The sequence below is a fragment of the Clostridium autoethanogenum DSM 10061 genome (assembly GCF_001484725.1).
GTDB lineage: Bacteria > Bacillota > Clostridia > Clostridiales > Clostridiaceae > Clostridium_B > Clostridium_B ljungdahlii.
On sequence record NZ_CP012395.1, the window covers coordinates 1,195,507 to 1,217,692 of the forward strand.

General features: G+C 32.2%; 23 protein-coding genes and 1 riboswitch. All 23 genes read right to left on the minus strand.

The genetic code is table 11. The annotated features are described in order from the left end of the window. Positions 1-252: 252 nt before the first annotated feature. Entirely contained in the window at positions 253-768 is a 516-nt protein-coding gene (gene cobO / locus CLAU_RS05275; RefSeq protein ID WP_023162133.1) for a cob(I)yrinic acid a,c-diamide adenosyltransferase, read from the minus strand. Between the two features lie 137 nt (positions 769-905). After that, positions 906-1,763: a GHMP family kinase ATP-binding protein gene (locus CLAU_RS05280; RefSeq protein ID WP_023162134.1), complete on the minus strand. Its 858-nt coding sequence runs from the start codon at positions 1,761-1,763 to the stop codon at positions 906-908. A 12-nt stretch (positions 1,764-1,775) separates the two neighbouring features. Then, the gene (locus tag CLAU_RS05285; protein ID WP_023162135.1) at positions 1,776-2,552 is read right to left on the minus strand and encodes a cobalt-precorrin-6A reductase; all 777 of its coding nucleotides are present in this window, start codon (positions 2,550-2,552) and stop codon (positions 1,776-1,778) included. Positions 2,553-2,564: 12 nt separating this feature from the next. After that, positions 2,565-3,389 (minus strand): sirohydrochlorin cobaltochelatase, encoded by an 825-nt coding sequence (locus CLAU_RS05290; RefSeq protein WP_023162136.1) that lies wholly within the window; start codon positions 3,387-3,389, stop codon positions 2,565-2,567. A gap of 34 nt (positions 3,390-3,423) precedes the next feature. Continuing rightward, on the minus strand, positions 3,424-4,146 hold the full coding sequence (gene cobJ / locus CLAU_RS05295; protein ID WP_023162137.1) for a precorrin-3B C(17)-methyltransferase: 723 nt from the start codon (positions 4,144-4,146) through the stop codon (positions 3,424-3,426). A gap of 30 nt (positions 4,147-4,176) precedes the next feature. Then, positions 4,177-5,193, minus strand: coding sequence for a cobalt-precorrin 5A hydrolase (gene cbiG / locus CLAU_RS05300; protein ID WP_023162138.1), 1,017 nt, complete (start codon positions 5,191-5,193; stop codon positions 4,177-4,179). Next, entirely contained in the window at positions 5,174-5,950 is a 777-nt protein-coding gene (cobM, locus tag CLAU_RS05305; protein ID WP_023162139.1) for a precorrin-4 C(11)-methyltransferase, read from the minus strand. The genes cbiG and cobM overlap by 20 nt, the downstream gene beginning before the upstream one ends. 12 nt (positions 5,951-5,962) lie before the next feature. Next, the gene (locus CLAU_RS05310; protein ID WP_029169886.1) at positions 5,963-6,628 is read right to left on the minus strand and encodes a cobalt-factor II C(20)-methyltransferase; all 666 of its coding nucleotides are present in this window, start codon (positions 6,626-6,628) and stop codon (positions 5,963-5,965) included. Between the two features lie 179 nt (positions 6,629-6,807). Then, positions 6,808-7,374 (minus strand): precorrin-6Y C5,15-methyltransferase (decarboxylating) subunit CbiT, encoded by a 567-nt coding sequence (cbiT, locus tag CLAU_RS05315; RefSeq protein ID WP_023162141.1) that lies wholly within the window; start codon positions 7,372-7,374, stop codon positions 6,808-6,810. A 17-nt stretch (positions 7,375-7,391) separates the two neighbouring features. Beyond that, the gene (gene cbiE / locus CLAU_RS05320) at positions 7,392-8,009 is read right to left on the minus strand and encodes a precorrin-6y C5,15-methyltransferase (decarboxylating) subunit CbiE (RefSeq protein WP_023162142.1); all 618 of its coding nucleotides are present in this window, start codon (positions 8,007-8,009) and stop codon (positions 7,392-7,394) included. 22 nt (positions 8,010-8,031) lie between these two features. Next, positions 8,032-9,114 carry a cobalt-precorrin-5B (C(1))-methyltransferase CbiD gene (cbiD, locus tag CLAU_RS05325; protein WP_023162143.1) on the minus strand — a complete coding sequence of 361 codons (1,083 nt, stop codon included), beginning with the start codon at positions 9,112-9,114 and terminating at the stop codon, positions 8,032-8,034. Between the two features lie 25 nt (positions 9,115-9,139). Then, the gene (locus CLAU_RS05330; protein WP_023162144.1) at positions 9,140-9,760 is read right to left on the minus strand and encodes a precorrin-8X methylmutase; all 621 of its coding nucleotides are present in this window, start codon (positions 9,758-9,760) and stop codon (positions 9,140-9,142) included. Positions 9,761-9,798: 38 nt separating this feature from the next. Then, complete coding sequence (gene cobT, locus CLAU_RS05335) at positions 9,799-10,875, minus strand: nicotinate-nucleotide--dimethylbenzimidazole phosphoribosyltransferase (RefSeq protein ID WP_023162145.1); 1,077 nt, start codon at positions 10,873-10,875, stop codon at positions 9,799-9,801. Positions 10,876-10,981: 106 nt separating this feature from the next. Then, positions 10,982-12,316, minus strand: a complete 1,335-nt coding sequence (locus tag CLAU_RS05340; protein WP_023162146.1) for a cobyrinic acid a,c-diamide synthase CobB — start codon at positions 12,314-12,316, stop codon at positions 10,982-10,984. A 23-nt stretch (positions 12,317-12,339) separates the two neighbouring features. Further along, the gene (hemB, locus tag CLAU_RS05345; protein ID WP_023162147.1) at positions 12,340-13,314 is read right to left on the minus strand and encodes a porphobilinogen synthase; all 975 of its coding nucleotides are present in this window, start codon (positions 13,312-13,314) and stop codon (positions 12,340-12,342) included. Between the two features lie 5 nt (positions 13,315-13,319). Then, the gene (gene cobA / locus CLAU_RS05350; protein ID WP_023162148.1) at positions 13,320-14,780 is read right to left on the minus strand and encodes a uroporphyrinogen-III C-methyltransferase; all 1,461 of its coding nucleotides are present in this window, start codon (positions 14,778-14,780) and stop codon (positions 13,320-13,322) included. 10 nt (positions 14,781-14,790) lie between these two features. Continuing rightward, positions 14,791-15,663, minus strand: coding sequence for a hydroxymethylbilane synthase (gene hemC, locus CLAU_RS05355; RefSeq protein ID WP_023162149.1), 873 nt, complete (start codon positions 15,661-15,663; stop codon positions 14,791-14,793). Beyond that, complete coding sequence (locus CLAU_RS05360; RefSeq protein WP_023162150.1) at positions 15,660-16,322, minus strand: NAD(P)-dependent oxidoreductase; 663 nt, start codon at positions 16,320-16,322, stop codon at positions 15,660-15,662. Before CLAU_RS05360 ends, hemC begins: the two co-directional genes overlap by 4 nt. A 21-nt stretch (positions 16,323-16,343) precedes the next feature. Continuing rightward, entirely contained in the window at positions 16,344-17,582 is a 1,239-nt protein-coding gene (locus CLAU_RS05365) for a pyridoxal phosphate-dependent aminotransferase (RefSeq protein WP_023162151.1), read from the minus strand. A gap of 32 nt (positions 17,583-17,614) precedes the next feature. Beyond that, positions 17,615-18,568 carry an adenosylcobinamide-phosphate synthase CbiB gene (gene cbiB / locus CLAU_RS05370; protein WP_029702205.1) on the minus strand — a complete coding sequence of 318 codons (954 nt, stop codon included), beginning with the start codon at positions 18,566-18,568 and terminating at the stop codon, positions 17,615-17,617. A 50-nt stretch (positions 18,569-18,618) separates the two neighbouring features. Beyond that, positions 18,619-20,136 (minus strand): cobyric acid synthase, encoded by a 1,518-nt coding sequence (locus CLAU_RS05375; protein ID WP_023162153.1) that lies wholly within the window; start codon positions 20,134-20,136, stop codon positions 18,619-18,621. Positions 20,137-20,312: 176 nt separating this feature from the next. Next, a riboswitch (cobalamin riboswitch) is annotated at positions 20,313-20,485 on the minus strand. Between the two features lie 111 nt (positions 20,486-20,596). Further along, positions 20,597-21,322, minus strand: a complete 726-nt coding sequence (locus tag CLAU_RS05380) for an energy-coupling factor ABC transporter ATP-binding protein (protein WP_023162154.1) — start codon at positions 21,320-21,322, stop codon at positions 20,597-20,599. Continuing rightward, positions 21,319-22,125, minus strand: coding sequence for an energy-coupling factor transporter transmembrane component T family protein (locus CLAU_RS05385; protein ID WP_023162155.1), 807 nt, complete (start codon positions 22,123-22,125; stop codon positions 21,319-21,321). Before CLAU_RS05385 ends, CLAU_RS05380 begins: the two co-directional genes overlap by 4 nt. Between the last annotated feature and the right edge of the window lie 61 nt (positions 22,126-22,186).

The following is a 22,186-nucleotide window of genomic DNA, read 5'->3' on the forward strand; positions in this document are numbered from 1 at the left end:
CTAACTTAAAAATCAACTTATACGCAGAAATATTTTTACAATAGTGAAGCTCTTTTAAATATTTTGTATATAAGTCTTAGTAAAAAATTTTTAAAAAATCTAGAACTTTTGAATTGTTTGAGGTACGAGTTTTCAAAAGTTCTCAGTATTTTTTTAAATTTTTTACTTAGCCTTATCAAAATATTTAACGAGCTGAAGGTTGTAAAAAATATTCGGAGTATAAGTTGATTTTTCGTTTAGAAACTCTATATGCTAATTCTCTATTCCAACTCTTGCTGGGACACCTTCAGTATAATAATGCTTTATTTCCTTCATTTCTGTAACTAAATCTGCTCTTTCTATTATTCTCTTATCTGCATATCTTCCTGTTAGTATTACTTCAGTCTTTTCCTGCTTTTTATCTAAAATTTGCAAAACTTCATCTACTGTAAATAGCTCATAAAATATAGCTATATTTATTTCATCCAATACTACTACATCATAATCTCCCTTTGTAACTATTTCTTCAACTTTTTTAAGTCCAGTTTTAGCTGCTTCTATATCAGCTTTGCTTGGTTTACCGCATATAAAGCAATTTCTTCCAAACTGTTCTAATGTAAAATTAGGTAAATATTCTTTTGCCTTTAACTCACTGTACTCCATTCCCTTAACAAATTGTCCAAAGAATACTTTTTTACCAGCACATACAGCTCTAAGAGATAAACCTAGTGAAGCCGTAGTCTTACCTTTTCCGTTTCCAGTATAAACTTGAATATATCCTTTATCCATAACAAACAACCCTCTTCCTTATAATAAGTTATTTTCTTTCAAATGCCTAAATTCTTTCTCTTACTTTAAGTTTATTAGTATGCATATATTATGTCAATAATTATTATAAATAGAATTTTTTCAATCACATAATCATACTAAATACATTCCACTGGCAGTAAAATTTCACTTAAAGCCTTTACTTTATATATCTTTATATTTTTTAAATTTAATCCTCCTAGGAACTTTTCTTCAAATTTAAACTTTTCTGCATCATCATATATTATTCCTAAAACATTTCCACTATGTGCACCTATTATTCCAAGGCCTGAAGTTTTTTCTTTTATATCCATCACTAAGTTTAAAAAGTCATAATAAAGTCTTTTCTGATTTTTCACTATACTTTCAGTTGATACATAGGCTAGCTTATGTAAATCTTTTTCTTTCACTGCTTCTTTAAGTATTGGAACTAAGTCTTTAACATCACATAAATTAGGTAAATTTTTGTGATTAAATTCAACTGTATCTACTGTTTTATCTCCTTCAAAAGCAAGTATATTATAAGATAAATAATCTCCTATGGTGAATTTATAATTACCACTTTTGTAATCAAATAAAGTCATCTTATTAAATACTATACTATCCGTAGGTTCGATATCTATACAGTTTTTCACAAGTTCTACCTCATTGAACTTTTTATTAAACATATTAATAAGACAATAATAAACTCCACAAAGATCTGCCGTACTACTGGCAAGTCCCTTTCCATATGGAATCTCGGAGTTTATTTCTATATCTAGACTATCAAAATACTTTTCATATCCCCAGGATTTAAGAATATTGTACAAAAAACTAGAAGACTTTTTTAGGTACCTTTTCCTTATGGGATTATTACATTCTATAAGCTTAACTTTAGTATAAATATTTACTGGACAAGACAATAAAAGATCTCTATTTTCTATTTTTCCCTGAAGTATCTCTCCAAAACTTCCAGGATAAATTGTTGAAGTCTCCATAAAATACACCCTTTACAAATTTTTTATTGTCTTTATATATTTCACAAGTTCATTTACATTGTAAAAAACATTAATACTATCATAATTCATTTTTTTTCTTCCAATTATAAAAGCATATATTCCACAATCCAGACAGGCCCTTATTTTTTCATAAGTTCCGCCTTCCCTGCCGCTGTCTTTAAGCAGCATGGCTTCAGCCTCATAGTCTTTTATAAAGGCACAATTTAGTTCATAACTTATAGGCCCTTTTAAAGCAATTATATCTGCTAAATCTATATTTCTATCATAACATTCCTTTATAACTTTAACAGACGGCAAAACTCTATAAATTATTCTATTTTTAAGACCCATTCCCAATACTTTATCCAAACTCCTACTTCCTGTAGTATTTAGTATAGTTCCTTTTATGTCTTTAAGCTTCAATTTAAGCTCATCATAATCCTTTACTTCTATAACTTTATCTTCATTTTTAAATTCATCTATACAAGAAGGTCTTTCATATCTTATATACTCTATGTTTAACTCATCACATGCCTTAATTACATTTTTAGTAACTTCCACTGCATAAGGATGTGAGGCATCCACTAGTACTTTTACACCTTTTTCCCTTAATTCACTTATAAGATCATGAAGATCAAGTGGTTTATTATTCATATAAGCATATTTATATTCTTTAAGAAGCTCTCCACCATATTCCGTTGCTGTAGATACAAATATATCAGAAGTAAATTCATTTAGCAAAGAAAGTATTTTTCTACCTTCAGAAGTTCCAAGAATTAATCCTATCATATGAAAATCTCCTTACATTCTAACTTTCATCTTTTCATCCATAAGAGGATTGCCTTCTATACAATCTCTAATGTGCTGCACATATATCTCCTGAAAAGCCTTGTTTTCCCCTAGCCCATGAAGATATGTATTTATTTCAAATCCTTTAGATTCAAGTATTTGTTTCCAAGAATCCTTGTCTTCACCTGCCATGTCATTTGTGGCATGATCTCCTGCTACTAACATAAAAGGCATTAATGTTACTTTCTCAATATTGTTTTTTTTCAGCTTAGGTATTACATTATCAATTTCAGGATACCCCTCTACAGTAGCTATAAAAATATTTCTTATTTTCAAATCATCTAATACATATTGAAAAAGAGCATAACTAGAATTACTATGATGCGAAGAGCCATGTCCCATTAACACTACAGCTTCATTTTGACTAAGAGGTGGAAGCTGCTTTTCTAATGCCCTTGCAGCTATTACATAATCGCTTTGCCTATAAAGTACAGGGCGACCTAAAACCAGTTTACCAAAAGACCCTTGATATTCATTTATACAGCGAACTACCTTGTCATATTCATCTCCTGGCATTATATGTAGGGGCTGAACATAAACTTCTCTAAAGCCTTCATTTTTCATTTTATCCAGGGCCTCAGGCACTGTGTCTATATAAATTCCCTTTTGATTTTTTAATTTTTTAATTATTATTCCGGAGGTAAAAGCTCTTCTAACTGCATATCCCTTAAATTCATTTTTAATTTCATTTTCCGTGTCTTCAATACAGTTTTTAAGTGTTTCCAATATGCTCGTACCAAAACTTACCACAAGTATTCCTCTTTTTGCTTCCTTCAAATCTTATCACCTCTTTTAAGAATAGTTTTTAATTCTACTGTGGAATTTTGTAACCACGGGGAGTTATAAATACCCCATCTTTTATATAACTGTTACTGTTTCCTATTATAACTACAGACATCATGTCAACTACGCTATCATCAAAAGAATCAAGTGTAAAAAGCTTATGCTCCTGACCTTCTCTAAGTGCATTTTTAACTACGGCTATAGGGGTATCGCCTTTCCTGTATTTTTTCACAATATCAATACATTCTTTTAAATAATGAGGTCTACCCTTACTTTTAGGATTATAAAGTGATATTACAAAATCTCCAGAAGCTGCAAGTTCAATTCTCTTTTTTATAAGCTCATAGGGAGTCATAAGATCACTTAAACTTATGTTACAGTTATCATGCATAAGAGGTGCTCCAACTATGGAAGCTGCTGCAGAAGAAGCTGTGAGTCCTGGAATTACTTCTACATCTTCATCTTTTCTCATTTCTAAGATGAGCCCTGCCATACCATATATTCCTGGGTCACCTGTACTCACTATGGAAACTACGTGGTCTTTTGAAAGTTCAAGTGCTTTTTTACATCTCTCCACTTCAGCTCTCATACCTGTTGAAATTACCTCTTTATTTTTAATTAGATCTTTTATCATCTCTATATACTTAGTATATCCTACAATTATTTCACTATTTTCTATTACCTTTACAGCACGTAAAGTCATATTTTCATATCCACCTGGTCCAATTCCTACTACATAAAGTTTACCCATTTTACACACATCCTTTATTTAATGCACAATTCACAATTTACAATGCACAATTTTTTTATGTACTTCACCTATACACAAGGTCATTCCATTTGCCTTTATTTTATTCGTAATTAAAGATGCTCCCGTAAGTTCTGTACAAGGCTCGCACACTGCCCTTACACCTATGGTCTTTTCAACAAAGTCACTGCCTTTATAGTTATGATGTACCTTCTTTATATCTTCTATAGAATATATTTTTAAATCGCATTTGAAATATTCTGCAAGTTTTAATATGGCCTCTTCCTTTGCCTTAATTTCTACAGTAGAAATATACTTTACAGCCCTTTCATCTATATTGTAATCTAAAAGCAGCTTTTTAACTGTTTCTATCATCTGCTTCGAATCGAAATTTTTCCTACAGCCAACTCCCAGCACAATATTTTTTCTTATGAGTTTTAATGTTTTTATATCTCTAAAATTTTCCTTGCCAAAGGCTTTACATTTATTTGTAACATACAAAAGTCCTTGTATATCGTCTGAATTGATGCTGTAACCTTTGGGAGCATCCAACAATTTATCCTCATCTATAAATCCTACTTTTTTGCCTTCCACCAAAAGGGCAGCTATGTATTTAGCATCTTTTAAATCATTTATAATGAGTCCATTTTCTTTTGCAAAAACATCCGGTGCTTTTACCCCAATATTGTCCGTAGCTGTAGTTATTACAGGAACAGCTTTAAGGATACTTGCCAATTTGCATGTAAGTTCATTTGCCCCGCCTAAATGACCACTTAAAAGGCTGATTATGAATTTACAGGAACTGTCTATGACAACTACTGCAGGATCCTTATCTTTTGATTTTATAAAGCTTGCTATGGCTCTTACAGCTATACCCGTAGAACTTATAAATACAACTGCCTTGTAATTTGACATGGCAGTTTCCGCTGCATCTTTAAGTTTAAAACCTTCCATATTATTTTTAGAATAAAGATCTATAGGAAAATGCTTTTTTATCTTATCACTTATTTTATCTCCTGCAGTTGTAACGCTAATTACCGCTATTTTCATTTTTTGCCTTTCTGAACATATGGGTAAAATTTTCATCGTACAAAAGGCTCTTATCATATTTGCAATTGATAAAATCTCCTACGAGTATCTGCGCTGTCTTTGTTATATTTTCCTTCTTTACTTTTTCTACAATATCATCTAAAGTTCCTATAACACACTTTTCATCTTCCCAAGTAGCTTTTTGAATAACTGCTATAGGCACATTTCTACCATAGCCTTTCTTTAATTTTTCCACTACCTTGTCTATCATACTTACAGACAAAAACAGTGCCATGGAAGCTCCTACAGAAGCTAATCTTTCCAAATTTTCTTTCTCTGGTACGGGAGTTCTTCCCTCTACTCTTGTGAGAATTATAGTTTGACTTATACTTGGAAGGGTAAATTCTCTGTTTATAGCAGCTGCTGCAGCCGTAAAGGAACTTACTCCTGGAACAACTTCATAATCTATTCCAAGCTTGTCTAGTTCATCCATCTGCTCTCTTATAGCCCCATATATGGTTGGATCTCCTGTATGCAGTCTAACTATTTTCTTTCCTTCTCCATGATATTTTTTTATAACATCGATAACTTCATTTAAGGTCATGGAAGCAGAATTATATATTTTTACTCCAACTCTACAGTATTCCAAATGATCTTTGCTTACGAGTGAACCTGCATATATAACCACATCTGCAGTTTTTAGTATATCTCTTCCCTTAACTGTTATTAAATCAGCATTTCCTGGTCCTGCTCCTATAAAGTAAACTTTATTTGTCATGTTCTTCCTCCTTTAATCTCTTTGGGCTATTATAAGAGACATATAATCTCTGCTTTTTAGTATATCTTCTCTATTTTTAAGTACTTCCTGTCCTTCTCTATAAGCTCTCTTTACACATATGTACTTGAATCCTTTTTCTTCTAATACATTTAATACATTTTCTTCTTTTCTATACACTTTCATTATTACTACAAACTTCTCATCTGTTATCTTATCTACCTGCGATGCAGGAAGGATCAGAACCCTTTCATCTCCTATAACAATGCTCTGTCCTGCCAGACTTGCAGCAGCACAAAAAGATGTTATTCCAGGCACAGTTTCTGTTTTATACCCCTTGTTTTTAATATGCTCCAAAAGATATATATAGGTGCTGTATACAAAAGGGTCACCTATAGTCAAAAATGCAACATTTTTACCTTCATTTAATCTTTCCTCTATAGTCTTAAAAGCTTCAAGTATCTTTCCTTCCTGCTCTTTTCCACCCATTGGAAAGTGTTTTATTATAACTTCTTTACTTTCATCTACAAAATTTTTAGCTGTATCAAAAGCTATGCTTCTATCTCCATCTTTTGCTGAAGGTGCAACTATTACTTCACATTTCTTTATTACATTTACAGCTTTTAGCGTCAGTAATTCTTCATCTCCAGGTCCAACTCCTATACCATAGAGAGTACCCATCTTTAAGGTATCTTTTTCCATAAGTTTTCACATCCTCACTACATAATACAAAATTTAAAGTCCAAATATCAAAGTTCAAATAATGATGACTTCCTTCGCACCTCAGCAAATCTATAATTTTAATGTTTTGTGATATTAGAAGATAAATTGTCATTATTTGTTATTTGTTATTTAACAAATTATAAATTACGAATTGCACTTACTATAAATATACTGTTATTAGAAGTCATCATATAGCTATTTGCCCTGGTCTTGTTTATTGATACTTGTATACATTCTACTTCACATTTCATACCTTTTAGAGTATCAAGGGCTTTATACAAATTATTTAAAGTTATAAAATTAAGAACCATTTTCCCATGTTCTTTTAGCTTTGCACCATATCTTTTTATTATTTCCTCTATATTTCCTCCGCTGCCGCCTATAAATACAGCGTCAAAAGAAGGTTCTATGCTTTCCTCTACCTCAAGTGCTTCTCCTTTTACAACTGTTAAATTGTTTACATTGAATTTCTCTATATTTTTTTCAATTACAGAAAGTGCTTCTTCATTTTTTTCAATGGCAACTACCTGTCCCTTAGAGCATATCTTAGCCATCTGTACACTTACAGAACCTGTTCCAGCACCTACATCCAACACTCTAAAATCTGGCTCAATTCCAAGTTTTGCAATGCTAAGTATTCTAATTTCCTCTTTTGTCATGGGACAGTTTCCTCTTATAAATTCATCATCTTTTATATATCTCATAAAAATTTCTCCCACTTTTATAGAGTTTTATTTTCAATTACAACTACACAAAGACCTCCAAAGTCTTTATTTTTTAGCTCTGCAGCACTTCCTGAAGTAATTTTCTCATCCTCATAAGAAAGATTTTCTCCTACATGCACTACTGCATCTACAGTATTTTCTTCTAAGATGCTGCACAGATAATCCGGCGAATGCTTTTTATCCGTAAACCATATAGAAATATGATTGTCCTTTACTATACTTAAAAAATCTTCCTCTCTGCCGTGGAGACTTCCTAAAAAAGCTCCCTGCCAGCTAAGTTTTACTTTTGCCATCATATATTGAAAAGAGCTTATACCTGGAATGACTTCTATATTTCCATCATAATTCTTTTTTAAATACTCTGTTATACCATAGTAAAGTGGATCTCCAGAAGCCGTAACTGATACAACCTCATATTTTCCAGATTGCAAAGTGTCAAGTATATCCTTTAACTTTTTTACCTTTATCTTATTACCATCTACAAAATCCAAACTATCTACTGCTCTTTCAAAGCCCAATATAGCCTGCGACTGTTTCATTACAGCTACAGCCTTTGGAAGTATGTAATCTTTATTTCCAGGTCCTATGCCTACTATAAAAACCTTTGTATTCATAACCACACCTACTATTAAAATTTTACTTAGAAAGACTACTGTAGAGCACTCCTCTTTTCATTGAATACATTATAACATCTGCTTCTATTGAATTATAGGTGTACTGTTCTATTCTATTTTTTACCTTAATACCTATATTTTCATAAAGCTTGTCATATCCATCTCCTAGAAGTTCTACAGCTCCTTCTGTAGTTTTTTCATTATACACTTTTTTTACAAGTTGCAAGTTTTCTCCCATTAAAGCAAGTTCCAGTGCCATTGTCTCAAGTCTTACATCTGATACCCTGCTGTGGGTGTTAAAACATCCTGAAGCAATTTTACTCATCTTACCTATATGTCCAATTACAAGTACTTTCTTTATATTTTTATTCATGCAGCATCCAAGTGCAAAGCCAACATAGTTAGACATTATAACCATCTTGTTTTTGTCCAGCTTCAAACTAGCTGCCATATTTTCTCCCATGTTTCCAAAGAGAAGTATAAGATCTTTGCACCCTTTAGCTATCTTTTGATTTATCTCAAGTTCCACAGACTGTTTAAGTGCTTCCTCAGACATTGGCATTACAATTCCACTTGTTCCAAGTATAGAAATTCCTCCTACTATATTGAGTCTTGGATTAAATGTCTTCTTTGCTATTTTTTCACCTTCAGGTACAAATATAGTTATTTCTACACCTGAGTTTTCGGGAAGTACTTCTTTTACTTCTTTTTCAATCATCTTTCTAGGCACAGGGTTTATAGCAGCTTCACCTTTTTTCACATATAGTCCTTCACCTTTAACTATTCCAACCCCTATGCCGCCTTTTAATCTATATCCTTTAGATATTTTATTTGCTCTTGCCCATATCTCTATGCCATTTGTTATGTCTATATCGTCTCCACCATCTTTTAAAACACAGCACTCTACAAAATCTTTTCCATGCTTTACTTTTTCAATAGGTATCACAAGTTCAATACCTTTTGGAGTATCTATTTTCACTTCTTTTAAATCAGTTTTAAAATATAGCATAGTGGAAGCAGCCTTTGCAGCTGCTGCCGCACAAGAACCTGTAGTATATCCACATCTAAGTCTTTTTCCATCACAATTTACATACATGTCAAGCACAATATCACCACCTAAAAGTGCTAAATTATCTAGTTATCATATACATAAGTGCATTTACTATAGCAGCTGCTATGTTACTGCCGCCTTTTCTTCCCCTTATAGTTATCATAGGTACATCAAGTTTTTCTATTTCCTCTTTGGAGTCTGCAGCTCCTACAAATCCTACTGGTGCTCCTACTATAAATTTAGGCTTTGCCTTTCCGGCTAAAGTAAGCTCCTTTAATTTATAAAGTGCTGTAGGGGCATTTCCAAATACAAAAAACTCCACACCTTCTTCTACAGCTTTTTCTACAGCTGCCATAGAACGAGTTATTTCTTTTTCTTTAGCTATATCTGCTATTTCACTTCTACTTACAAAACATTCTACTTTACAATTCAGCTTTGCAAGTACTTTTTTATTTATTCCTGCTGCAGCCATATTTGTATCTGTATATATGGTCACCCCTTTTTTTAAAAGTTCCAAGGCACTGTCTACAGCTCCTTCTCTTATATATAGTATATCTTTATATTGAAAATCTCCTGTAGTATGTATTACCCTTTTTACTATAGAAAGTTCTCTTTCAGGGAAATTACATTCTCCCATTTCTTCTCCTATTATTTCAAAACTTCTTTTCTCTATTCCCATAGGTGATTTTATATAATCCATAATAATCTATTCTCCATTTCCTTATATGAAGTTAAAAACTACTTTTCCCTTATATCTATAAATTTATCTGAATTTTTTACATCAGCTTCTTCAAAAGTTGCCATATTGTCCATAGTATAAAGTGCGGCCTCTATTACTGAAAACTCTAAAGGACATCCTGAACCTTCTCCAAGTCTCATATCTAAATTTAACATAGGCTTTAATCCCAGTTCCCTCATCACATAGCTTATAGCTGGTTCTGCAGAAAGATGAGAAGGAAATAAATAATCTCCTACCTTTTCGTTTAATTTAAAAGCACATAAGGCAGCTGCCGAAGATATAAATCCGTCAATTACAATAGGTACTCTATTTTTTGCAGCTCCTAAAAAACACCCGCACATTCCTGCTATATCAAATCCACCTACTTTTGACAATACATCAATAATATCTTTTGGATCTGGTTTATTTACATCAATAGCAGCTTGTACAGCTTTCTTTTTACTTTTAAGTTGTTCATCTGTAATTCCAGAACCTTTTCCAACTGTAAGATCTACAGGTAAACCTGTGATTGCACTTAAAATTGCAGAACTAGTGGCAGTATTACCTACACCCATTTCGCCTGTTCCAAAAAGGTTATATCCCTTTTTTACAAGATCATCTACTGACTCTATTCCCGCTTCAATGGCCTTTATGCATTCTTCTCTAGTCATGGCTGGTCCTTTAACCATGTTTTTAGTACCGTAGGCTACTTTTTTATTTATTATTTTAGGATCATCAAAGTCATAATCCACTCCTACATCTACTACAGTTATGTCAGACTTGGCAAAATCTGAAAGCACACAAACTCCTGTTATACCTCTTGCAAAATTTTTAGTAACTGTTACTGTAAGATCTTTAGGACAGTTACTTACCCCTTCTTCTACTACTCCATTATCAGAACACATAATAACTATATTTTTTTTATTTATTTTATTATGTATTTTTCCTGTAATTCCTGCCATCTTGGCAGCTATTTCTTCAAGTTTTCCAAGGCTTCCTATAGGTTTTGTCAAGCTGTCCAATCTTTTCCATGCCTTTTTTACAGCCTCTTCATCTTTTCCCTCTATGCACTTTAAAGTTTCTTCAAATAAACTCATAATACATACCCCCAAATTTACTTTTAAAATTATTAAATTGACCCTTTACTATATAAGACACTAAAAACACAAAAATAGTAACGCATTTTTTAAAACTTTTTTATTTTTATTTTTTTGATGCCCCTGAAATCTTTTGTAACATATCTAAGTTTCCAAAGAAGTGAATGTGGGCATAAGCTCCTAAAGTATTGTTCTTAACGTACCCGCAGTTCCACTTTTTTATTTTTCCATCGTAAGTATCTTTAGTCACGTTATAAATTTTTTCTTCTTCTGAATCGATATAAGATTTATGAAACTCATGACAATTTACTTTAAGTCCTAAAGGTAAAATGTCATTTTTCTTAGCCACTTCTATCTCGGCATATCCAAAGTTTTGCAATCTTGAAGTCATGTGAGCCTTTCCTTTAAAAAATCCAACTGTGTCAAAGACAGCACTTTTATCTACATTTTCCATGCCTTCTGTCAAATACATAAGTCCTCCGCATTCAGCATAGCATCTAAGTCCCGCTTTTAATTCTGTTTTTATACTTTCCATCATAGATCTATTGCTGCTAAGCTCTTCTATAAAAACTTCAGGATATCCGCCTCCTATATACAAAAAGTCTATATTAGAAGGTAATTTTTTATCTTTAAGGGGACTAAAAAATACAGTTTCACCTAGTTCCTCTAAAAGTTCTATATTTTCCTTGTAATAAAAGCTGAAGGCTTTATCGTAAGCTACTGCCGTTCTTATCTTCCTATTTTCAATATGATACTCGTCCTTAAAGTTCTTGTTTTCCTTAAAACATCCCAGCAGCATTTCAACATCCACATTTTTTAAAATGAGTTCACTGCATAGGTCTATTTTTTCATTTAAGTCACCTACTTCACTGCTTTGGACAAGTCCTAAATGTCTGCTCTTAAGGGAAAGCCTTTCATCCTTTGGAATGTAGCCAAATACCTTTATATTACAATTTTTTTCTACAGCAGCTTTCAAGAGTTTATAGTAACTATCTCCTATATTATTAAATATCACTCCTGCTATATTTAAATTTTCAAAGTTCACTATTCCATTTATTTCAGCACATAAGGTAGTACTTTGAGACTTAGGGCTCATGACAAGTACCACAGGCAAGTCCAGTACCTCAGCTATATTAGCTGTAGAATACTTGCTGTCTATTCCCTTGCCGTCATATAATCCCATAACACCTTCAATTATTCCTAGGTCTCCTTTTCCCCTACTGAAAGAAGCCTTTACTCCCTCTTCTCCCATAAGATATAAATCCAAATTTCTAGAGCTAGTTTTAGTTATACTTCTATGAAATGCAGGATCTATATAATCTGGTCCTACTTTGTAACCTTGAACTTTATAGCCTTTTTTCATAAGTGCCTTCATTAGTCCAATAGTTACTGTAGTCTTTCCGCCTCCACTGCTGTTTGATGATACAATAATACTTTTCAATACCCATCACCCTATTTCATTTTTTACTTGAAATCTTCTTTAATCCACCTGCATATGTCAAGAGCATAATAAGTAATTATCATTCCTGCTCCTGCCCTCTTTATGCAAGTTAGCATTTCCTTTACTATAGCTTTTTCATCTATAAGACCAGCTTTAGCTGCTACTTTAACCATGGCAAATTCTCCACTTACATTATAAGCAGCTACTGGCAAGTCAAATTTGTCCCTGGCAAGTCTCACTACATCCAGATAAGGAAGAGCTGGTTTTACCATTATTATGTCTGCTCCCTCTTTTATATCATCTTCTATTTCCAGCATAGCTTCTCTTACATTGGCTGGATCCATCTGATAACCCTTTCTGTCACCAAATTTAGGTGCTGAATCCGCTGCATCTCTAAAAGGTCCATAAAATGCAGAACAGTATTTGGCACTGTAAGCCATTATAGCTACATTTTTAAATCCATTTTCATCTAATATGTTTCTAATAGCTTCAACTCTTCCATCCATCATATCAGATGGTGCTACCATATCTGCTCCAGCTTGTGCATGAGAAAGTGCTATTTTAGCTATATATTTAAGTGTTTCATCATTGTCTACTTCATGTCCATTGAGTATTCCACAATGACCGTGGCTTGTATACTCACACATGCATACATCTGTAATTACATAAAGTTCTGGATCTAATTCTTTCAGTTTTCTAACTGCCTTTTGAATTATTCCATTTTCCTCAAAAGCTGAAGTTGCCACCTCATCTTTATGGTCTGGAATTCCAAATAAAATTACGCTCTTTACTCCCGCATCTTTAATTTCTTTTACAGCTTCAGGAAGCCTGTCAATAGAATAGTGGTAATTATTGTCCAGTGAAGATATTTCTTCTTTAATATTTTCTCCTTCTACCACAAATAATGGGTAAATAAAATCACTTGGATTGAGAACAGTTTCCCTAACCATATCTCTTATAATTGGATTCTTTCTAAGTCTTCTGTGTCTTCTAAACATGTTTTTTACTTCCCTTCTAATAGTCGTTTTATAACTCCGTCTGTAGTATATTCTTCAGACATTTCATAATCTATATCATGCTTTTTCAGCTCTTTACCTGTTATAGGTCCTATAGAAATTACCTGTTTTTCCTTTATAGCAGAAAGTCCTACAAGTTCTATCATATTTCTAACTGTAGTTGGACTTGTAAAAATAACTGTATCTACATCATTAAAACAATTTTTATCAGTTAGGCTGCCAGCTATTGTCTCATAAGTATAACATTCATCTACCATGCAGCCTTCTTCTCTCAAGGCTTCTGCCAAATAAGGTCTTGCATTTTTAGATCTTGGAATAAATACCTTGTCTCCTTTTTTTATGAAACCTTTCATTTTATCGTGGAGACTTTCAGCTACAAACTTTTCTGCTACTATTTCAGGTATAATTCCCTTATTTTTTATAGCTCTTTCTGTGGCAGGACCTATAGCTGCAAATTTTCCTTTTATATTTCTAATATCATAATTTTCGGTTAGAAGTCGTTCAAAAAAGCTGTTCACCCCATTTACACTGGTAAAAATAATATAATCATACTCCGGCAATTTACCTAAATACTCTTTGATGTTTTCTGAAGTATATTTTATTTCTATAGAATGTATCTCAGTAACCTGAGCTCCTAAATCAAGAAGTTTTTCTCTCATTTCACGTGACTGAGCCTTTGACCTTGTGATACATACATTTTTTCCAAAAAGAGGCTTTTTCTCATACCAATCAAGCTGCTCATTGAATTTTATAACATCTCCTATAACTATTATGCAGGGAGAAGTTAGTCCTGCCTCTTCAGCTTTTTCTTTTATGTCTTTTATTTTTCCTACAACTTTTTTCTGCTTTGAAGTAGTTCCTCTCATAACTACTGCACAAGGAGTATTTTCATCCATACCATTTTCCTTAAGCTTGCTGCATATTACTTCCAGGTTTCTAAATCCCATTAGGAAAATCAGTGTTCCTCCTATTTTAGCTGCAGCTTCCCAATTTATATCCAGCTTTTCAGCAGTCTTTCCTGTAAAGATATGAAAACTTCGAGCTACCTTTCTATGAGTTACAGGTATTCCTGCATAATTTAAGGCTGATATTGGAGAAGTGATTCCCGGTATGACCTCAAACTCTATATTTTCTTTTAAAAGAGCTAGAGCTTCTTCCCCTCCTCTTCCAAATACATAGGGATCTCCGCCTTTAATTCTTCCTACTACATGTCCTTTTTTAGCAAGTTCAACTAACATGCTATTTATTTCATCCTGATTTTTATAATGGCATCCTGGTTCCTTACCACAGTAATATATTTCACAGTCATCATTTACATATTTCAAAATTCCAGGTCCTGCTAATCTGTCATACATAACTGCAGTACATTCACTGAGTTTTCTCACTGCCTTTAAAGTTATAAGTTCCTCATCTCCAGGTCCTGCACCAATAAGATAAACTTTACCCATAGTATCCTCCTTAAGCTTTCAATATCATTTTTGCAAGTTTTTCACCTAAAACCATATAATCTTCTTTATTCCCTGTTACATCTTTTTTTATAAGTTTATTTCCTACCATGAACATTCCCATGATATTTATAGTATCTTTATCTATCTTTGCATAGGCACCTATGGTGGAATGACAATCTCCATTTAATGTCCTCATAAAACTTCTTTCAGCTTCTACACAAATTCTTGTATTTTCATCGTCTAATTTACTGAAAAAGCTCTTATTTTTACTGTCTTTTTTTGTTTCTATGCCAAGAGCTCCTTGTCCAATTGCAGGTACCATATCTTCCACTTTAAAATACTCAGTAACTAGTTCATCTAAGTGAGATCTTTTAATTCCTGCAGCTGCCAAAACTATGCCATCTAAGTTTTGACTTTCTATTTTACTTATTCTAGTCTGTATATTTCCTCTTATAGGAGCTATCTCTATATCCGGCCTTAATATCTTTAACTGTTCTGCTCTTCTATTGCTGCTTGTCCCAATTTTGGCTCCTTTAGGAAGTTCATTAAAAGGTACTTTATCTTTAGATACAAAGGCATCTCTTACATCTTCTCTCTGCATAATAGCAGCTATTTCAAAATCTTCCGGCACATCAAAAGGTACATCTTTCATACTATGAACTGCTGCATCTGCTTCATCTTTAAGAAGTGCCAGCTCAATTTCCTTTAAGAAAAGACCTTTTCCACCTATTTTATTTAGGGCTATGTCAAGTCTCTTGTCTCCCATTGTTTCTATAAGTACTTTTTCACACTTTGCATTATAATCTTTTTCTAGTATATCCATTACTATTTCAGTTTGAGTCTGGGCTAATTTGCTCTTTCTAGTTGCAATTTTAAAATTCAAATGTTATCACCATCCTGTGTTATCCTTAAATTTGCTGTTGTAAAAAACATATTTATTACATCTAATGCCTTTCCCTTTTTATAAAAAAAGTAAAAATCATCTGTACATATAAACTTCATAATTTTTTTCTTATCATTTATACTGCAAATACTGTTTCTTATATGAGAAGTAAATTCTACAAATTCATCATAGTCTTTTATATAATCTACCAGCTTATTTGCAATAAACACAGAAGTTACAGGTGATACTCCTTTTGTATTTATCCCAATTGAAATATTTTTAGTATTTCTCTGGCAGGGTGTAATGCAATTTCCATTTTCAGGTTTAGTTGCATCTATATATATTTTACATAACTTTCTACAATCCTCTGCTATACTGTAGTTTACTTTCACATCGTCTGTAGCTATTACTACAAGGTGCTTGTCTTCTATATACTTCTTTTCATACTCTGCATTAATTATATCTACATTAGGGAGACCGGCTATATTTTCAAAATCATCCATAAACTTTTTAGACAATATATAAACCTGGCATCCTTTTTTTGAAAAGGTTTTTGATTTAATGTAAGCTGCATGTCCTCCCCCTAATATAATCACTTTTATTTTAGGAGATAGCAGCGACACAAGCATATTATTATTTTCTAAATTGTTTATCTTCATCTCTCCTTCTCCCCTTAAAACTTAAGTAGTTACATCTTTACTTATTTTTTTTAACACCTGTAGTATTCTTTCATTTCTCCGCCTATCTTTTACCGCTAATCTTATAAATTTACTATCAAGTTCCTTAAAATTACTGCATCTTCTTATAAGAACATCTTCCTTTAAACATCTATCATATAGCTTCTGACAATCTTCATATTTCATTTTACATAATACAAAATTGCTGTAGCTATCATACACTTTTTCAAACAAAGGGATTTCTTTTAACTCATCTAACATAAATCTTCTCTCTTTTTCTATCCAGCAAATGGAGTCTTCTATGTATTTCTTATCTTTAAAAACATTCTCAGCTGCTGTTTCTGCAAAGGAGTTTATGTTCCATGGATTTTGTTTGGATTTTATACTTTTTATTAAATTTTCATTTTTACAAAGTCCATATCCCATTCTTATTCCCGGAAGTGCAAAAAATTTAGTAAGAGCTCTAATTAAAAATACACATTTATATTTCTGCACTTCTCTTAAAAAAGAACATCCTCTTTTTCCTGTAAACTCCACAAAAGCTTCATCTATAATTATAGTTTTATGATTTTCCTCACAGTAATCAAGTATTTCTTTAAACTTATCTTTATCTATTACGCCGCCATTTGGGTTATTTGGATTACCAATAATTAATGCTTCTGACTTTGCTATTTTTTGTCCGATATCTTTATAATCATACTCCATATTCTCTTTCAAATGTGAATGTATTATTTGGCAGTTCCATTTTGCTGCATTTTTTTCATATTCTATAAAAGAAGGTACTACAATACAGATGCTTTTAAAACAGCTGATTACAAAATCTATTATTTCTGCAGCTCCATTACCTAATACAATGTTTGTATCTTCCATGCTGCTTGATATTTTTTCTTCTTCAATGTAAACAGAGTTCTTGGCATCAGATGGAGTTTTTGACTCCACTTGATACTTAGAAATCGTTATCCAGGGACGTAGCTGCTCTTTATTCCCACTTGAAGAAGTGGGAATATTAGAGCAGGTAGTCATCGGATAAAAGTAATTTAAGGAGAAATTTATATACTCTTTTATTGAATTTTTAAGTTGTCTATACTCCACATCAGGATACTTTTCTACATCTTTTAATGCTTTCTCTATATTTTCTTTGAAACTTAAAGGTACTCCTAGTGGATTTATATTTGAACTGAAATCCAAAAGCTTTCTTCCCTTTAAAAGTCCCTCTGTATATATATCTCCACCATGTTCCATAATAACACATCCTATATCATTGATTTTCTAAATTACGCTCTGGGTAACCCAATTATAACTATTCCACATAAAATCATAAAAAGTATTTCGGTAAAATACATAATTATTATGCACTGTCCTATATGTTTAAAACTTAGTTCCATAAGTTTATCCCCTATAGTAGGTTTATATACTACTTGGCCAAAATAAACATTTGTGCCACCAAGCTGTATTCTCATAGCTCCAGCTGCTGCTGCCTCAGGATAAGCACAATTAGGACTCTTGTGGTTTTTCCTGTCCCTTATCATTATTTTAAAAGACTTAAAAGGATTTCCTTTTACTACAAAAGCAGATATACACATAAGTACCCCTGTAATTCTAGAAGGTATAAAATTAAATACGTCATCTACCTTTGCAGGAAAAAATCCTATATACCTGTACTTTTCATTCATATATCCAAGCATGGAATCCATAGTATTTATTCCCTTATAGAGCATAGCAAGTGGTGCTCCAAAAATAGCTGCATATATAAGTGGTGCTATTACTCCATCGGAAGTATTTTCCGCCACAGTTTCCACATCTGCCCTTATTATTTCCTGACTGCTTAAAGAGGATGTATCCCTTCCAACTATATAAGAAAGCTTGGTCCTTGCATCTTCAATATCTTCTTTTTTAAGGGCATAGGATACTTTTTTCGCCTCTACAGCAAGGCATCTAGCAGAAATAGTAGTCCAAATAATAAGTGTATTTAATATGTTGTATAAAATAATATTTTTTCTACAAAGCATCAGCACTGCAAAAGGAACAATAAAGCTAACCATTGCTACTAGAAAAACTATCAAGCCACCAAAGGCCTTTAAGCTCTCATTTTTTTTACAAAGCTTTCTTCCCTTTTTATCTAAATAAGATATAAGTTTTCCTATATATATAACGGGATGGGGAAACCAATAGGGATCTCCAATTATCCAATCAATTACAACTGCTATCACAATATCTATTAAATTCATAAATACAAAAGAACTGGACAAATTTAACCCCTCTTTTCTAAATTTAATTATTATCTTTTAATGCACATAATGCTATATATCTTATCTATATCTAAATTCTTTCGCACTATGCTTGCTAACTTATCCAATTCTCCTTCTCTGAGATTTTCATATGCTTTTGATTTTTTATACCCTAATCCTTTATTTTCTCTTATTTTATTCACAATGAATTCTCTAAAGTCAATTCCATCAAAAACTCCATGTATATAAGATCCAATTACATTTCCTGACATATTTATGGCACCATCTTCTGTGTCAACCTTTTCACCATTTTTATCAGTTATATTAAATAATGGTCTTGCATCTTTTCCATATTTGCATATCCCCATATGTATTTCATATCCGTATACATCCAATTTTCTATTAGTTAAGGATTCGCCATCCTTTTTCATTGGGAAGTCAATTTTACTTTTTGCATTTACTCTAGTTGTAACTTTTTCTTTTTCAAATATAGTTTCTATGTCTAAAAGTCCTATACCCTCTACTTTTCCTACATCTGTCTCCACTCCATAAGGATCTTCTATAACTTTACCAAGCATTTGGTATCCACCGCACAGTCCTATGACAAATCCAGTTTTACTATATTCTTTTATTCGATCTTCAAGGCCGCACTGCCTAATTTTAAGTAAATCTTCTATAGTATTTTTACTTCCTGGAATAATGACTAAATCCGGATTTCCAAACTCTTCTACAGATGTTATAAATCTTACGGAAACGTCTTCTTCGCTTTTAAGTGCATCTAAATCTGTAAAATTAGATATATGAGGTAGCTTTATTACAGCTATGTCAATAGGTGCTGTAACCTTTTTATTGAATTCTACAGCTCCATCTTCATCCTCAAGGGCCAATCTAAAATGAGGTATGACACCAAGGCAAGGTACCTTTACTATATCCTCAAGCATCTTAAGGCCAGGCTCCAGTATATCTTTGTCTCCTCTAAATTTATTTATTATAGTACCCTTTACTCTTTTTTTCTCATCCTCTGTAAAAAGCAACATTGTTCCTGCAATGGATGCAAATACTCCTCCTTTGTCTATGTCTCCTGCTAAAAGTACTGGTGCATCTACTGATTCTGCCATACCCATATTCACAATGTCTCTATCTCTTAAATTTATTTCTGCAGGACTTCCTGCCCCTTCCATTACTATTATGTCAAATTTCTTCTCCATTTTTTCAAAATGTTCTTTAAGCATATCCCTAAATTCCAGCTTCATATTATGATATTGCATAGCAGTGCTGTTGCCATACACTTTTCCGTTAACTATGATTTGGCATTTCTTATCTGAAGTTGGTTTTAATAATATAGGGTTCATATATGCTTCCGGCTGCAATCCAGCTGCATAAGCCTGAAGTACCTGAGCCCGTCCCATTTCTTTGCCATCTAATGTTATATAGGAATTCAATGACATATTTTGAGATTTAAAAGGACACACTGAATAACCATCTTGTTTAAATATTCTACAAAGGGCTGAAACAATTATACTTTTTCCTACAGAAGAACCAGTTCCCTGAATCATAATTTTTGCCATAACAATTACTCCTCCCAAAACTTCCTAAATATAATAAAAAGTTTACTTTTAATTAATACACACATATCTATATTAAAGCCAAAAGGCAGTAAGCTTTAGAAAGCTTACTGCCTTTAACATAAAAACCTCAGCTTAAGCTGAGGTTAAACACACTAAAAGTTTCTCTCCCTCCGAAAGCATATAATAACAATCAGGCAGGTCTCCTGGCTTATGATTCATATTTACTTTAACCTTCCTCTTTTACGAGTGGTAACTAAAGTTCATCATCACATACAGTAGCGGGGGCTGCTACGGAGTTTAACCGTATTCCCTTTTCACCTATAAAGGCACCTGAGTCTTCTATTTAATTTATACTCTAAGTTTATTATAATTAGAGTTTTATGTCAACTTGAAATGTCCAATATATTACATAAAGCAAATAAAAATTTCATGCAATTCTAAAGTTTTACAGTTAATAACACTATTTGATATTATATTTCACCAAAAATTCAGTATCTTCCATTACTTTGTTGTAAGAGTCATCCCTTATTATATGATGATCTTCAGAAAATACAAGAACTCGTTTAAAAAGTCCATTAACATATTCAAAATCATGTGTTGAACATATTATAGTTTTCCCTGCTTTATTTAATTTGATAAAAAGATCATTTAAGAATTTCTTTCCCTTAGGGTCTATTCCACTCATAGGTTCATCTAAAACCAGAACTTCAGGATTGAGAGCAAGTACAGCAGCTATAGCCACTCTCTTTTTTTCTCCCCCACTTATGTTATAAGGCTCCCTGTTTTCTAAATCTTTCACATTTAAAAGTTCTAGACAGTCATTTACCCTTTTATTTACTTCATCTTCATCCATTCCCATTTGCCTTGGTCCAAAAGCAACTTCCTCGTATACACTAGAGCAAAAAAGTTGTGCATCGGAGTTTTGGAATACAAACCCTACTTTTTTATGGAACTTCTTTGAGAAATTACCTTTTTCCAATTCATTTTTGCATATTTTCACATCACCAAAATAGTAATTTCCTTTTGTGGGAAATACCACTCCATTTAATAATTTTAAGAAGGTAGATTTACCGCTTCCATTTGCACCTATAAGTGCTATGGATTCTCCTTGTTCTATAGTTACATTTATATCTTTTAATACTTCATTATTTTTATATTTAAAAAAAGCGCCCTCAATTTTTATCATCTTAATCCCACCCTAGATATGTAAAAATACATAGTTATGATAAGTACATTAACTATTAAATATATTAGATCAAAAAACTTAAATTTAAATTTTTTGTGAGACACATACTCTCCTGTAAATCCCCTGCATTCCATAGCACAATACATTTCATCTCCCATTTCTTTTGATTTTAAAAATAAACTTCCAATTATCTTTGAAATAGAAGAATACTTTTTACTATTTCTTCCGATAGATCTAAGTTTTAGTGCATAAAACATGTCCAAAGAAAATTCACCCAATATATAAATGTATTTTAAAGTTATGTCAAATACCAAAATAAATATGTCTGGTATAAAAAACATCTTTAGTGCCTTAGTTATATCATGCCATTTAGTTGTATAAGATAAAACATTTATTGAAATTATAGTACCAGCTACTTTTAGTAAAAGCATTTCACTATTTCTAATGTTCCCCATAAGTATGGAAGGTATGAGCATTATAAATGTAAAAAATGGAATAGAAATGCTTAAAAGCAGTATCCTTTTTATATCTTGAACATCCAAAAAACTTAGAATTAGTAGAAAATAAACATCTACAAGCATTATATAGGTAAAATTTTTAGACAATGATAAAAATAATATATTTAGGATAGTAAAGGAAAGTTTTAACATAGGATTTAAATTGTACATAAAGCTATTATTTACTTTATTGTTTCTTTTAATAAGGGATAATAGATGTAATATAGAAAATATACTTTTATCTATAAATTTATCTTTATCCCCTTCGGGAACGTATTCATCTTTTTTAAAAAGCCAATCCTCCATAAATTACACCTTCAATTCTAATTTTTTAATTTTCACACTTCCTTGTTAAAAATATATCATA